The sequence below is a fragment of the Variovorax nivicola genome, assembly GCF_051216475.1.
Classification (GTDB): Bacteria; Pseudomonadota; Gammaproteobacteria; order Burkholderiales; family Burkholderiaceae_C; genus Variovorax.
The window spans coordinates 37,730-50,316 of sequence record NZ_JBPJZK010000016.1 but is presented as its reverse complement, the minus strand read 5'-3'; the positions used below and the strand labels follow the sequence as shown (position 1 = coordinate 50,316).

Annotated in this window: 14 protein-coding genes; 9 read left to right on the top strand and 5 right to left on the bottom strand. The window is 68.8% G+C overall.

The window, feature by feature from the left end; genetic code table 11:
- Positions 1-31 precede the first annotated feature (31 nt).
- The 8 genes from ACSFBF_RS33870 (at position 32) to ACSFBF_RS33835 (ending at position 7,391) form a co-directional block, all read left to right on the top strand.
- The gene (locus ACSFBF_RS33870) at positions 32-784 is read left to right on the top strand and encodes a transporter substrate-binding domain-containing protein (RefSeq protein WP_258351903.1); all 753 of its coding nucleotides are present in this window, start codon (positions 32-34) and stop codon (positions 782-784) included.
- Between the two features lie 7 nt (positions 785-791).
- Complete coding sequence (locus ACSFBF_RS33865) at positions 792-1,460, top strand: amino acid ABC transporter permease (RefSeq protein WP_435474651.1); 669 nt, start codon at positions 792-794, stop codon at positions 1,458-1,460.
- Complete coding sequence (locus ACSFBF_RS33860; protein WP_435474649.1) at positions 1,457-2,029, top strand: HutD/Ves family protein; 573 nt, start codon at positions 1,457-1,459, stop codon at positions 2,027-2,029. Before ACSFBF_RS33865 ends, ACSFBF_RS33860 begins: the two co-directional genes overlap by 4 nt.
- Before the next feature lie 27 nt (positions 2,030-2,056).
- Positions 2,057-3,292, top strand: a complete 1,236-nt coding sequence (gene hutI, locus ACSFBF_RS33855; RefSeq protein ID WP_435474647.1) for an imidazolonepropionase — start codon at positions 2,057-2,059, stop codon at positions 3,290-3,292.
- On the top strand, positions 3,289-4,674 hold the full coding sequence (locus tag ACSFBF_RS33850; RefSeq protein WP_435474645.1) for a formimidoylglutamate deiminase: 1,386 nt from the start codon (positions 3,289-3,291) through the stop codon (positions 4,672-4,674). The genes hutI and ACSFBF_RS33850 overlap by 4 nt, the downstream gene beginning before the upstream one ends.
- A gap of 7 nt (positions 4,675-4,681) precedes the next feature.
- The gene (hutG, locus tag ACSFBF_RS33845) at positions 4,682-5,506 is read left to right on the top strand and encodes an N-formylglutamate deformylase (protein ID WP_435474643.1); all 825 of its coding nucleotides are present in this window, start codon (positions 4,682-4,684) and stop codon (positions 5,504-5,506) included.
- Between the two features lie 40 nt (positions 5,507-5,546).
- Positions 5,547-6,599 (top strand): homocysteine S-methyltransferase family protein, encoded by a 1,053-nt coding sequence (locus ACSFBF_RS33840; RefSeq protein ID WP_097197444.1) that lies wholly within the window; start codon positions 5,547-5,549, stop codon positions 6,597-6,599.
- A 75-nt stretch (positions 6,600-6,674) separates the two neighbouring features.
- Positions 6,675-7,391: an SH3 domain-containing protein gene (locus ACSFBF_RS33835; RefSeq protein WP_435474641.1), complete on the top strand. Its 717-nt coding sequence runs from the start codon at positions 6,675-6,677 to the stop codon at positions 7,389-7,391.
- A 12-nt stretch (positions 7,392-7,403) separates the two neighbouring features.
- On the opposite strand, the gene ACSFBF_RS33830 is transcribed toward ACSFBF_RS33835, so the two are convergent.
- The 3 genes from ACSFBF_RS33830 to ACSFBF_RS33820 form a co-directional block, all read right to left on the bottom strand.
- Positions 7,404-8,438 (bottom strand): NADP-dependent oxidoreductase, encoded by a 1,035-nt coding sequence (locus ACSFBF_RS33830; RefSeq protein WP_435474639.1) that lies wholly within the window; start codon positions 8,436-8,438, stop codon positions 7,404-7,406.
- An 88-nt stretch (positions 8,439-8,526) separates the two neighbouring features.
- On the bottom strand, positions 8,527-9,141 hold the full coding sequence (locus ACSFBF_RS33825) for a TetR/AcrR family transcriptional regulator (RefSeq protein ID WP_435474637.1): 615 nt from the start codon (positions 9,139-9,141) through the stop codon (positions 8,527-8,529).
- A gap of 33 nt (positions 9,142-9,174) precedes the next feature.
- A complete protein-coding gene (locus tag ACSFBF_RS33820; RefSeq protein ID WP_435474635.1) occupies positions 9,175-10,107 on the bottom strand; it encodes a LysR family transcriptional regulator in 933 nt (310 codons plus the stop codon).
- A gap of 101 nt (positions 10,108-10,208) precedes the next feature.
- On the opposite strand from ACSFBF_RS33820, the gene ACSFBF_RS33815 reads away from it, so the two are divergent.
- The gene (locus tag ACSFBF_RS33815) at positions 10,209-10,652 is read left to right on the top strand and encodes a PACE efflux transporter (protein ID WP_435474633.1); all 444 of its coding nucleotides are present in this window, start codon (positions 10,209-10,211) and stop codon (positions 10,650-10,652) included.
- Here the strand turns inward: ACSFBF_RS33815 and ACSFBF_RS33810 are convergent.
- A complete protein-coding gene (locus tag ACSFBF_RS33810) occupies positions 10,642-11,589 on the bottom strand; it encodes a lipase secretion chaperone (protein WP_435474631.1) in 948 nt (315 codons plus the stop codon). The genes ACSFBF_RS33815 and ACSFBF_RS33810 overlap by 11 nt on opposite strands.
- A 7-nt stretch (positions 11,590-11,596) precedes the next feature.
- The gene (locus tag ACSFBF_RS33805; protein ID WP_435474681.1) at positions 11,597-12,568 is read right to left on the bottom strand and encodes an esterase/lipase family protein; all 972 of its coding nucleotides are present in this window, start codon (positions 12,566-12,568) and stop codon (positions 11,597-11,599) included.
- Between the last annotated feature and the right edge of the window lie 19 nt (positions 12,569-12,587).

Here is a 12,587-nt window from a genome sequence, read left to right as displayed (position 1 = left end):
TTCTTTTTCATTCCCACGGAAGCCTTTCACCATGAACACCCGTCGCACCCTTGTCGCCGCCGCACTCTCCGGCCTCGCTCTCTTCGGCTTTGCCGGCGCCGCACAGGCCCAGGGCGAGCCGCTGCGCGTGGCCACCGACGCCACCTTCCCGCCGATGGAGTTCGTGGAGAACGGCAAGCGCACCGGCTTCGACGTGGAACTGGTCGAGGCCATCGGCAAGACGCTGGGCCGCAAGATCGAGTGGATCGACATCGACTTCAAGGGCCTCGTGCCGGGCCTGATTTCGAAGCGCTTCGACATGGCCGTCTCGGGCATCTACATCACCGACGAGCGCAAGAAGGTCGTCGACTTCACCGTGCCGTACTACGCGGGCGGCCTCGTCGTGATGGTGAAGGACGGCAACACGGCCATCAAGACGCCGGCCGACATCAACGGCAAGAAGGTCAGCGTGCAGGTGGGCACCAAGTCGGTGTCGTACACCAAGGAGAAATTCCCGCAGGTGCAGCTGATGGAAGTCGAGAAGAACCAGGAGATGTTCAACCTCGTCGACATCGGCCGCGCCGACGCCGCCGTAACCGGCAAGCCCGCCGCCTACCAGTACGTGCGCACGCGCGGCGGCCTGAAGGTGCTGCCTGAGCAGATCACCACCGAGGAATACGGCATGGCCATCCGCAAGGACACGCCCGAGCTCACCAAGGCCGTGAACGGTGCCATCGAGAAGCTGAAGGCCGACGGCACCTACGACCAGATCGTGAAGAAGTGGTTCAGCGCCAACGCCAAGTAAGCGGGCCATGGATTTCGATTTCTCGCCCGTCTGGGAAGGCTGGCCCGACCTGCTGCGCGGCGCGCTCGTTACGGTGGAGATCACCGCCTGCGCGCTGGCCTTGGGCTGCGTGCTGGGTTTGCTGGTCGGCATCGGCCGGCTGAACCCGAAGCGGCGCTGGCTCTACGGCGTGTGCACGGCGTATGTGGCGGCCATTCGCGGCACGCCGCTGCTGGTGCAGCTGTTTATCTTGTTCTTCGGGCTGCCGCACTTCGGCATCCTGCTGCCGGCCTTCCTGTGCGGCGTGCTGGGGCTCGGCGTGTACTCGGGCGCGTACGTGTCGGAGATCGTGCGCGGCGCGATCCAGTCGATCGACAAGGGCCAGACGATGGCGGCGCAGTCGCTGGGCATGACGCCCGGCGTGGCGATGCGCCAGATCGTGCTGCCGCAGGCGGTGGTGCGCATGATTCCGCCGCTGGGCAACGAGTTCATCGCGCTCATCAAGAACTCGGCGCTGGTGTCGCTCTTGACCATCCACGACGTGATGCACGAGGGGCAGAAGATCATCAGCGTGTCTTACCGCTCGCTGGAGGTGTACCTGGCCATCGCGGTCGTGTACTTCGTGCTGACCGGCACCATGACGCTGGTGCTGCGGCACTTCGAGCAGCGGCTGCGCCAGGGCGGGTTGATGCGATGAGCGTTGTGCTTCGTTTCTCGCGCGCCGCGCTGCCCGTCACGCCGTGGAAGAACGGCGGCGGCACCACGCAGGAAATCGCCAGCTGGCCGCAGGGCGCGGGGCTCGACAGCTTCGGCTGGCGCGTGAGCATCGCGACCATCGCGGCGGCGGGGCCGTTCTCGGTGTTCGCGGGCGTCGACCGCAGCATCACGCTGCTGGAAGGCGACGGGGTTCGCCTGTTCACGCACGACGGGCGCATCGACCATCGCCTCGACGTTCCGCACCGGCCCTTTGCCTTCAGCGGTGACGAGGCCATCGACTGCACGCTGCTCGGCGGCGCGTCGAACGACTTCAACGTGATGACGCGGCGCGGACAGTGGCGCGCCGAGGTGCGGGTGCTGGATGGCGCTTCGGCCATCGACGCCGCGCCGCATGGCGTGCTGCTGGCGCTGCGCAGCGCATGGCGGTTGAACGACGAAGCCTGCCGCGAAGGCGAGGGCCTGCAGTGGGCCGACGCAGCGCAGGCCTGGCAGGCAGTGCCCGAAGGCCCCGATGCACGGCTGATCGCGGTACGCATCGTGCCGGCGTAACCTGCAAAAGCAACGACAGGAAAGACGATGAAACCCGCCAACGAATTCCCTTCGGCCGACGGCCTCTGGACCGGTCTTCGCCTTGCCTCCGATGCCGGGGTGGAAGGCGCCATCGTGGTGGAGCAGGGCGCGATTCGCTGGGTGGGCGCACGCAGTGCGTTGCCGGCGGAATTCGCCGGACTCGGGCAGCACGACGGCGGTGGCGCGCTCGTCACGCCAGGGCTGGTCGATTGCCACACGCACCTCGTCTACGGCGGCCAGCGCGCCAACGAATTCGCAATGCGGCTCGCGGGCGCGACGTACGAAGAAGTGGCGAAGGCCGGTGGCGGCATCGTCTCGTCGGTGCGCGCCACGCGCGAGGCCGACGAAGACACGCTCTTCGCGCAGGCCGCGGCTCGGCTCGAACAGCTGCTGGCCGATGGCGTGTGCGCCATCGAGATCAAGTCGGGCTACGGTCTCTCGCTGGAGCACGAGCGCAAGCAGCTTCGCGTGGCGCGGCGCCTGGGCGAAGCCTATGGCGTGACGGTGCGCACCACCTTCCTCGGCGCTCACGCGCTGCCGCCCGAATACGCGGGCCAAGTCAATGGAAGTGGCGACTACATCGACCTCGTCTGCAACGAGATGCTGCCCGCGCTCGCGGCCGAAGGGCTGGTCGATGCGGTCGACGTGTTCTGCGAGCGCATCGCCTTCTCGCTCGAAGAAACCGAGCAGGTCTTCAAGGCCGCGCAGGCGCTGGGCCTGCCGGTGAAGCTGCACGCCGAGCAGCTGTCGGACATGGGCGGTGCGGCACTGGCTGCGCGCTACGGCGCGCTCTCGTGCGACCACATCGAGCACCTGTCGGCCGAGGGCATCGAGGCGATGCGCCAGTCGGGCACCGTCGCCGTGCTGCTGCCCGGCGCTTACTACACGCTGCGCGACACGCATCTGCCGCCCATCGCCGCGCTGCGCGCCGCGGGCGTGCCGATGGCGGTGTCCACCGATCACAACCCCGGCACCTCGCCGGCGCTGAGCCTGCTGCTGATGGTGAACATGGCCTGCACGCTGTTCCGCCTCACCGTGCCCGAGGCAATCGACGGCGTCACCGTGCACGCCGCGCGCGCGCTGGGCCTGCAGGATACGCACGGCGCCATCGCACCAGGCATGCCCGCCAACTTCGTTCTATGGAACGTGCGCGATGCGGCCGAGCTGGCCTACTGGTTCGGCCAGCAGCCCGTGCGCGCCGTGGTGCGCCAGGGCCGCATCGCCATCGGAGCCAACGCATGACAAAAAACACTTTCTTCGCGGCCGATGCGCTGCTGCCCCGAGGCTGGGCCAAAGACGTCCTGCTGACGTGGAACGATGCGGGCCAGCTCACGCAGGTTCAGTCCGGTGCGCAGCGGCCCGCCGACACGCAAGCCGCCAACGGCCCCGTGATCCCCGGCATGCCCAACCTGCATTCGCACGCCTTCCAGCGCGCTTTCGCCGGCCTCACCGAACACCGTGCCGAGCAGCAGGACAGCTTCTGGAGCTGGCGCACGCTGATGTACCGCTTTGCCGCGCGCCTCGGCCCGCAGCACATGGAAGCCATCGCGACCTGGCTCTATGCCGAAATGCTGGAGGCGGGCTACACCAGCGTGTGCGAGTTCCAGTACGTGCATCACGACGTGGACGGCTGCCCGTATGCCGACGACGCCACGCTGAGCCTCGCCCTGCTGCGCGCGGCGAAGAAGGCCGGCATCGGCTTCACGCTGCTGCCGGTGCTCTACCAGACCGGCGGTTTCGGCGACCAGCCGCCCACCGACGGGCAGCGCCGCTTCATCCGCTCGACCGATTCGATGCTGCGCCTGCTCGAAGTGCTGAAGCCAGCGTGCGACAAGCAGGGCGCCCGCCTCGGCCTGGCACCGCACTCGCTGCGCGCCGTGCCGCCCGAAGGCCTGCGCGATGCGATCGCGGGGCTCGAAGCCATCGACCGCACCGCGCCCATCCACATCCACATCGCCGAGCAGACGAAGGAAGTGGACGACTGCGTGGCCTGGAGCGGCCTGCGACCGGTCGAGTGGCTGCTCGACCACGCGCCGGTCGATGCGCGCTGGAGCCTCGTGCACGCCACGCACATGAACGATGCCGAGTACGAGTACGCGGCCCAGAGCGGCGCGGTCGCGGGCCTGTGCCCGACGACCGAAGCCAACCTGGGCGACGGCATCTTCGACTTCGCCAAATGGCGCAGTCACGGCGGCGCATGGGGCGTGGGCTCTGACAGCCACGCCAGCGTCAACGCGGCCGAAGAGCTGCTGATGCTCGAATACAGCCAGCGCCTGGGCAAGCGCCAGCGCAACGTCGGTGCCAGCGCGGAGCAGCCGCATGTCGCGACCGCGCTGACGCTCGAAGCAGTGCGGGGCGGTGCGCAGGCCGCGGGCCGCGCCGTTGGCGGACTTGCAGCGGGGCAGCAGGCCGACTTCGCTGTGCTCGATGCCTCGCACCTCGCGCTGCAGGGCCTGCTTGCGCCCGATATGCTCTCGGCCCACGTCTTCGCGAGCCACCGCACCTCAGCCATCGACACCGTCTGGGTGGCGGGTCGCCCGCGCGTCTCGGCCGGCCGCCACGCGCTGCACGACGAAGCCGCGGCCGCCTTCGTGGCCGCGCGCACCCAACTACTCAAGGATTGACCCCACCATGGCCTTCACCACCGCCGAACCGCCATTCCGCTTCCGCCAGGGCACGCGCCCGCTGCTGATCTCGATGCCGCACGTCGGCACGCACGTGCCGCCTGCGCTCGCTGCCCGCTTCACGGAAGAAGCGCGCCATGTGCCCGACACCGACTGGCACCTCGAACGGCTCTACGACTTTGCCGACGAACTGGGCGCCTCGGTGCTGGTCGCCACGCATTCGCGCTACGTGATTGACCTCAACCGTCCGCCGGATGGCGCGAGCCTGTATCCGGGCCAAAGCGTCACCGGCCTGTGCCCGATCGACACCTTCGACGACACGCCGGTGTATGCCAACCCCGGCGACCTGCCGGGCGACGCCGAAACCGCCGAGCGCCGCGATGCCATCTGGCAGCCCTACCACGCGAAGCTGGCCGAAGAACTCGCGCGCATCCGCGCACAGCACGGCGTGGCCGCGCTGTGGGACGCGCACTCGATCCGCTCGGTGCTGCCGCGCTTCTTCGAGGGCAAGCTGCCCGACCTGAACCTGGGCACCGGCAAGGGCATCAGCTGCGACCCGGCGCTGGCGCAGACGCTGCTGGGCATCGCCGAAAGCGCCACCGGCTACACGGGAGTGCTCAACGGCCGCTTCACCGGTGGCTACATCACGCGCAACTACGGCAACCCGGCGCAGAACGTGCACGCGGTGCAGCTGGAGATGACGCAGTCGAGCTACATGCAGGAAAAGCTGCCCTTCGACTACCTGCCCGAGGTGGCGGCCGGCGTGCAGCCGCATGTGCGGCGCATGATCGAGGCGGTGTTGGCGTTCGTGGAAGGCCGCGCAAAGAACTGACGGCGGGCAGGGACAGGGCCGCTTTCTACAATCGGGGGTTATGAAGCCCCTCGTCTACACCCGCGGCCAGGCCCTGGCCGGCATCCTCGCAAAGCGCATCGCCATCCTCGACGGCGCCATGGGCACGATGATCCAGCGCTTCAAGCTCACCGAGGAACAGTACCGCGGCGAGCGCTTCAAGGACTTCGAGCGCGACATCAAGGGCAACAACGAGCTGCTGTCGCTCACGCGGCCCGACGTGATCCGCGATATTCACGAGAGCTACCTCGCGGCCGGCGCCGACCTGATCGAGACCAACACCTTCGGCGCGACCACCATCGCGCAGGAGGACTACAAGATGGCCCACTTGGCGCGCGAGATGAACCTCGAATCGGCCAAGCTGGCGCGCGCGGCCTGCGACAAGTTCAGCACGCCCGACAAGCCGCGCTTCGTGGCCGGCGCCCTTGGCCCGACGCCCAAGACGGCGAGCATCAGCCCCGACGTGAACGACCCGGGTGCGCGCAACGTCAACTTCGAGGAGTTGCGCGCGGCCTATTACGAGCAGACCGAAGCGCTGGTGGAAGGCGGTGCCGACGTGATCCTGGTCGAGACCATCTTCGACACGCTCAACGCCAAGGCCGCGCTGTTCGCGGTCGACGAGTATTTCGACAATAGCGGGCAGCGCCTGCCGCTGATCATCAGTGGCACGGTGACCGACGCCTCGGGCCGCATCCTCAGCGGCCAGACCGTCACGGCCTTCTGGCACAGCGTGCGCCATGCGCAGCCGCTGGCCATCGGCCTGAACTGCGCGCTGGGCGCGGCGCTGATGCGTCCGTACATCCAGGAGCTGGCGCGCGTGGCCGGCGACACCTTCATCAGCTGCTACCCGAACGCGGGCCTGCCCAATCCGATGAGCGACACGGGCTTCGACGAGACGCCGGACGTCACCTCGCGGCTGCTGCACGAGTTCGCGGCCGAGGGGCTGGTGAACATCGTGGGCGGCTGCTGCGGCACTACGCCGGACCACATCGCGGCCATCGGCAAGGCGGTGGCGCCGGTTGCCGGTCGTGTGCTTGGCAGCAACAACGCCGGCTTCTACAAAGAAGCTGCGTAAGCACGCTCCGGTCGCGCCTGCGGCTGATTGACGGGCTCCGGCGCCCGGCCTAGGCTGGGCGCAAGGAGCCTGTCCATGAACACATTCGTCCCGCGCTGGATCGGCATCGGCGCACTGGCACTGCTGCTTCCGCTTGCGGCCGCGGCGCAACAGGCCTTCACGCGTGGCGCGGTCAACATGCGCGCCGGGCCCTCGGGCGACTATCCGCTGGTGGCGCGGCTCGGGCCGGGCCAGCCGCTCGACGTGGTCGGCTGCACCAGCGGCTATGGCTGGTGCGACGTGGTGCTGCCCGATGGCGGGCGCGGCTGGGTCTGGTCGCGCAACCTCGACTACGCATATCAGGAGCAGCGCGTGCCGCTGGCCACCTACGGCGCGGTGATCGGTGTGCCGATCATCGGCTTCGCGATCGGCAGCTACTGGGCCGACTACTACCGCGACCGGCCTTGGTACGGCGACCGGCGCTGGTGGGGCGGCCGGCCGCTTCCACCACCCGTGGCGGGCTGGCGTCCGCCGCCGCCGGTGAGGCCGGGATGGCAGCCGCACCCATGGCGGCCGGGGCCGGGTTTCCGGCCAACGGGCCCCGGGTTCCGCCCACCACCCGGGCCTGGATTCCGCCCGCCGCACGATCCTGGCATCAGGCCGCCCCGGCCGCAGCCGGGCTTCCGTCCCGGGCCGCCGCCCGGCATGCAGCACCCGCATCCAGGCGGCCGGCCGAGGCCAGGTGGGGGCGGCGGCGAACGCCCGCATGGCGGCGGACATGGTGGTGGTCACGGCGGCGGGCACCGGAACTGACGACGCGCACCGTCAGGCCTTGGCGACGTGCACCACGCGCTTGCCGAAGTTGCGCCCTTGCAGCAGGCCGATGAGCGCGGTCGGCGCGTTCTCCAGCCCGTCGACCCGGTCCTCACGCAGCGTGACGCGGCCGGCGTCGACCCATTCGCCCATCTCGCGCCGGAAGGTGTCGAAGCGGTCGCCGTAGTGGTCGAGGATGACGAAGCCATGCATGCGGATGCGCTTCTGCAGCAGCGCAGCCATCAGCAGCGGAAGCCGGTTGGGGCCTGACGGCAGCGTCTCGTTGTTGTAGTCGGCGATGTGCCCGCACACCGGCACGCGCGCGCCGATGTTGAGCAGCGGCAGCACCGCGTCGAACACCGCGCCGCCGACGTTCTCGAAGTAGACGTCGATGCCCTTGGGGCAGGCGGTCGCGAGGCGCGATGCGAACTGCGGGTCATGGCGGTCGAGGCAGGCGTCGAAGCCGAGCGTTTCGACCGCGTAGCTGCACTTGTCCGCGCCGCCCGCGATGCCGACCACGCGTGCGTCCTTGAGTTTGGCGATCTGCCCGACCACCGAGCCGACCGCGCCGGTCGCCGCGGCCACCACCACGGTGTCGCCCGGTTTCGGCCGGCCGATGTCGAGCAGACCGACGTAGGCGGTGAACGCGGGCATGCCGAGCCCGCCCAGTGCCAGCGACGGCTGCGTCATCTCGCCGAGCGGGAGCAGGTCCTGGCCGTCGGACAGCGCGTAGTCCTGCCAGCCTGCGTTGCCGAGCACGAGATCGCCGGGGCGGAACTGCGGATGCCTTGAGGCGACGACGCGGTTGACCGTGCCGCCCGGCATCGGCTCGCCCAGCGGCACAGAGGCCGCGTAGACCGGCGCGATCTCGTCCATCAGCTGGCGCATGTAGGGATCGAGCGAGAGATGCAGGGTGCGCAGCAGCACCTGTCCTTCGCCGGGCGTGGGGACGGCGGTTTCGTCGAGGCGGAAGTCGCCCGGCGTCGGCAGGCCGTGCGGGCGCGCGGCGAGGACGATACGGCGGTTGATGGTGTCGCTTTGAGGCATGGGCAGTGGACTCCTTTGGTGGTTAATAGACCAGTCGTCTAGAAGGCAGGCGAAAAAAAGCGGGAGCGCTCGCCTCCCGCTTCTCGCTTCAGTTGTCTGGAGATAGGCCCAGCAACTGCCGGGTGTCGCGCATGGCCATGTCCAGCGATGCGCGGTCGCGGGTGATCTTGGCCAGCAGGCTGGCGCCAAGCCAGCGTTGGTAGAGGGCGACTGCGATTCCCTGCGCGTCCTGCGACTGCGGCGCGGGCTTCAGCGAGCCGTCGGCCCGGCCGGCTTCGATGCAGCGCGCCAGCCGGTCGGTGATGCCGCGGGTGCCGCGCGCCAGCGCGGCGCGCATGCTCTCGGACAGGTCGCAGACCTCCGCGCCGAGCTTGACCACGAGGCAGCGGCTCTGTGCCTCATCGCCGGTCTGCGAGTCGAGCCAGTCGTCGAAGTAGCCGATCAGCCGCTCGGCGGCCGTGCCCGGCGTCTCGGTCAGCAGGGCGTCGGTGCGGCCCAGGTACTCGGTGAAATAGGCTTCCAGCACGGCCTCGCCGAAGGCCTCCTTGGAGCCGAAGTAGTGATAGAACGACCCCTTCGGCACCTTCGCCGCCGCCAGCACCTCGGCCAGGCCGACCCCGGTGAAACCCCTTTGCAGCAGCAGCGGATGGGCCACGTCGAGGATGTGCTGGCGGACGTCAGGAGTAGGAGCGATCGCGTTCATGGCCCGCACTCTAGCGGCTATTAGACCAGTCGTCTAGTTGCCTTGGTCGCCGCCCGTCTTGGGGCTGCATTCACCAGCGGCTGCCCGGTCCTTCGCTATCAACTTCACGAAGCGCTGGGCTCCCAGGCCGAGTGGGCGCTCACGTGACCACACCACATCGACCCACAGCTCCAGCCCGTTGCTGAGGTTCTCGAACGGGATCTCGATCAGCGCGCCCGCCGCCACATGCGGCTTCGCGAAGTTGCGCTGCAGCCAGCCCCAGCCCAGCCCGGCGGTGATCAGGCTCAGCGCGGCCAGCGCGTTGTCGGTGCGCCAGACATGGCGCGCGAACACGAAGCGCGGGTCGCTGGTGGCCAGGTCGCGCCCGGCCACGACGATCTGTCGGGTGTTCGTCAGGTGGTCCTCGCGCAGCCGGCCGCCGTTGGCCGCGAGCACGGGGTGGTCTGGTGCGATAACCGCCACCATCAGGTCACTGCCGACCTCCTGGAAGCCCTCGCGCCCATCAAGGCTCGGGCGCTCGAACACCAGGGCCAGCTGCGCCCGCCCACTGTGCAGTAGCGCGAGCGCGTCGGCCTGCGGGGCTGCCAGCACCTCGACCTGCAGCAGCGGATGTTCCTGCGCCAGTTGGGCCAGCGCGCTGCTCCAGGGCGAAGCCAGCAGCTCGGGCGCGATGGCCAGCGTGAGCCGGTCTTCCAGCCCCTGGGTCAGCGCCAGCGCCTGCACCTGCAGCTGCTTCAACTGGGCAGCCAGCAGCCGAGCCTGCGGCTCCAGCGAGCGCGCGGCAGGAGTGGGCTGGGGCTCGCGGCCGCTGCGGTCGAACAGCGGCAGGTCGAGCTCGGCCTCGAGGTTGGCGATGGCCATGCTCACGGCCGACGGCACCCTGTGCAGCGCGCGGGCGGCGGCCGAGAAGGAGCCGTGGTCGATCACGGCCAGGAAGACTTCGACGTTGTCGCTGGAAAAAGCCATGGCGTCCGACCTATCAATAAAACTGAAACAAGTTAACTTTTTATATCAGCGTATGACACATAAAGTCCAGTCATCGCAGTAACGAAACCAAGAGAAGAGTCATGCAAGGCATTCAACGTCGCATCGTCTACATCAGCCTTTATGAAGGCATTGCCATCGTCGCCGCCAGCGCCGGGCTGGCATTGATGACGGACGCCGGCCTGGGGCATTCGGGCGTGCTGGCGGTGGCCGCCTCGGTCATCGCGGTGATCTGGAACCTGGTTTTCAACTCGCTGTTCGAACGCTGGGAATCGCGCCAGGTCGTGCGCGGACGCAGCCTGCGCCGCCGCATCGCGCACGCCATCGGCTTCGAGGGCGGGCTGATTGCCTTCCTGGTGCCGATGTTCGCCTGGGGCCTGGGCGTGACGCTCTGGCAGGCGCTGGTGATGGACCTGGGGCTGGTGATCTTCTTCCTGGTCTACACCTTCGTCTTCAACTGGGCCTTCGACCGGGTGTTCGGCCTGCCGGCTTCTGCTGCGGCGAACAGCACGGTGGTCACGGCGTAAAGGGCGCTTTCTTTTTGTCGTTGGCGGCGCGGACTTCCAGCGCGGCCTGAAGCCGCAGCGCCTCCTGCGGCGTGAAGAGCTGGGCTTGCAGTTGTGCCCGCGTGGCCTCGTCGGCAGCGGCATAGCGCGAGAGGCGGCCTTGCCAGTCTTGCTCCTGCTGGTCGAGCGTGGCGAGCCGTTGTGCCGCTTCATAGCCGTACTGCTGCGAGCGCTCCGCGAAACGCTCCTGGGGGCTCGCGCCGCGCGCCTCTAGCGCTGCGGTCTGCTCGGCGACGCCGAGCTGTGCCGTGGTGGCCACGCGGTCGGCGAGCTGCTCGGGCGTGAGCCAGTTCTTCTCGATCTGCGCCAGCGCCTCGCGCTTCTGCTCGGGCGTCAGGTCCTTGTTGCGCTCGATCTCCAGCTTCTCGACGCTGAAGCGGTCGAATTTCTCCTCGGCGCCGAACAGGCCTTCGACCTCTTCGGGCGCGAAGTAGCGAGCCCTGATGCCCGCACGCGCATCGAGGATCCTGCGCAGCCCGGCGGGGTCGCCGATGCTGGCGGCCGGCAGCGCCTCGAGCGCGTTGCGGTAGTCGATGTAGCGCTCCAGCAGGCTCAGTCCGCGCACGCGCCATTCCGGCGGCAGGTACTTGTCGATCTTGGCGCGCATCTCGGCCATCAGGCCTTCTTTGTCCCTGGCCTGGCTGTCGTTCAGCATCTGCTCGAAGATGCGCAGCAGGTTGGGCGTCAGCAGCGGGTCGGGAGCATGGCTGTTGTTGCGCAGCGCGATGGCGGATGCCTCAGCCGCCGCGACGTTGGTGGCCGGCGGCACCGAAGAAGCGGCGCCCGCTGGCGCGGGTGCTTCAGGCCCACTGAGCTGCCACCACGCCACGCCTGCCGCCACCACCACCGCGACCGCGACCGCGACCGCCGCCAGCGGGCGCAGGAGCTTCGGGGACATCGTCTCCTCAGAGGCCGAGCTGCTTCAGCTTCGCCGCCTGGTTGACGTACAGCGTCACCGGGCTGACCGAGAACAGGTCGCGCAGCCCGAGCAGCTGGTTGACCTCGTCCAGATGGTTCTGCCGGTAGCTGCCGAGGTAGGTGCCCAGGTGCGAGCTGCAGGCCGATGCGAGGCCGTCGTTGGGCTCGCCGTGCACCACGCTCGTCAGCGACAGCGCGTAGTCGGAGGCGTCGAACGCGTTGGTCAGCGGCTGGGTGCCCGACCACGAGAAGTACCGCACGCCGTTGACCAGCTCGGCGCCGTTGCCGCAGGCCGTGGTGGGCACGCCGTCGGGGAACTTGGCGTTGAACTTCGCCGAGCCGGCGGTGTTGAGCGAATCCAGCGCGCCCAGCCCGTTCTGCGGCGTGTTGTTGCCCGAGAGAATGCCGATGAGGCTGGAGAACGCGTTGACCACGCTCACCACCACGGTCCGGCTGATGCTGCCATCCGGCAGCGTGTTGCCGAGCACATCGGCCACCTTGCTGCCCTTGTGGGGGCTGCCCACCGTCGTGATCGAGGCCACCAGCTCTGGTGCCACGCCCGAGACGTAGCGCGCCGTGGGGCCGCCGTGCGAATGGCCGATCAGGTTGACCTTGCTCGCGCCGGTGAGCGCCAGAACGTCCTTGACCTGCTTGAGCAGCTGTTCGCCGCGCACTTCGCTGCTGTTGGTGGCGGCCACTTCGGCGACGAAGACCTTGGCGCCCTGGGCGCGCAGCTCGCCGGGAATGCCGTACCAGTAGTCGATGCCCGCGACGGTGTCGAAGCCCAGCATGCCGTGCACCAGCACGATCGGGTAGGCCGTCTGCGCGGTCTTGCTGCTGGCTGCCTGCGCGGTCTGCGCCAGGGGCGCGAGGGCCAGCACGCCGCACATCAGGAGCGCGCCGGCAGATCGCCGTGCCGTGCCGCTTTTCCTGCCCGTCGAAGCCAGAATCGTCTTCAGTCGAATCATCGGAACTCCC

Coding starts and splice junctions, on each gene's coding strand:
- ACSFBF_RS33865 (WP_435474651.1), top strand. CDS start 792: ATGGATTTCGATTTCTCGCCCGTCTGGGAAGGCTGGCCCGACCTGCTG.
- ACSFBF_RS33820 (WP_435474635.1), bottom strand. CDS start 10,107: ATGGCTTTTTCCAGCGACAACGTCGAAGTCTTCCTGGCCGTGATCGAC.
- ACSFBF_RS33830 (WP_435474639.1), bottom strand. CDS start 8,438: ATGCCTCAAAGCGACACCATCAACCGCCGTATCGTCCTCGCCGCGCGC.
- ACSFBF_RS33840 (WP_097197444.1), top strand. CDS start 5,547: ATGAAGCCCCTCGTCTACACCCGCGGCCAGGCCCTGGCCGGCATCCTC.
- hutI (WP_435474647.1), top strand. CDS start 2,057: ATGAAACCCGCCAACGAATTCCCTTCGGCCGACGGCCTCTGGACCGGT.
- ACSFBF_RS33835 (WP_435474641.1), top strand. CDS start 6,675: ATGAACACATTCGTCCCGCGCTGGATCGGCATCGGCGCACTGGCACTG.
- ACSFBF_RS33850 (WP_435474645.1), top strand. CDS start 3,289: ATGACAAAAAACACTTTCTTCGCGGCCGATGCGCTGCTGCCCCGAGGC.
- ACSFBF_RS33810 (WP_435474631.1), bottom strand. CDS start 11,589: ATGTCCCCGAAGCTCCTGCGCCCGCTGGCGGCGGTCGCGGTCGCGGTC.
- ACSFBF_RS33870 (WP_258351903.1), top strand. CDS start 32: ATGAACACCCGTCGCACCCTTGTCGCCGCCGCACTCTCCGGCCTCGCT.
- hutG (WP_435474643.1), top strand. CDS start 4,682: ATGGCCTTCACCACCGCCGAACCGCCATTCCGCTTCCGCCAGGGCACG.
- ACSFBF_RS33815 (WP_435474633.1), top strand. CDS start 10,209: ATGCAAGGCATTCAACGTCGCATCGTCTACATCAGCCTTTATGAAGGC.
- ACSFBF_RS33825 (WP_435474637.1), bottom strand. CDS start 9,141: ATGAACGCGATCGCTCCTACTCCTGACGTCCGCCAGCACATCCTCGAC.
- ACSFBF_RS33860 (WP_435474649.1), top strand. CDS start 1,457: ATGAGCGTTGTGCTTCGTTTCTCGCGCGCCGCGCTGCCCGTCACGCCG.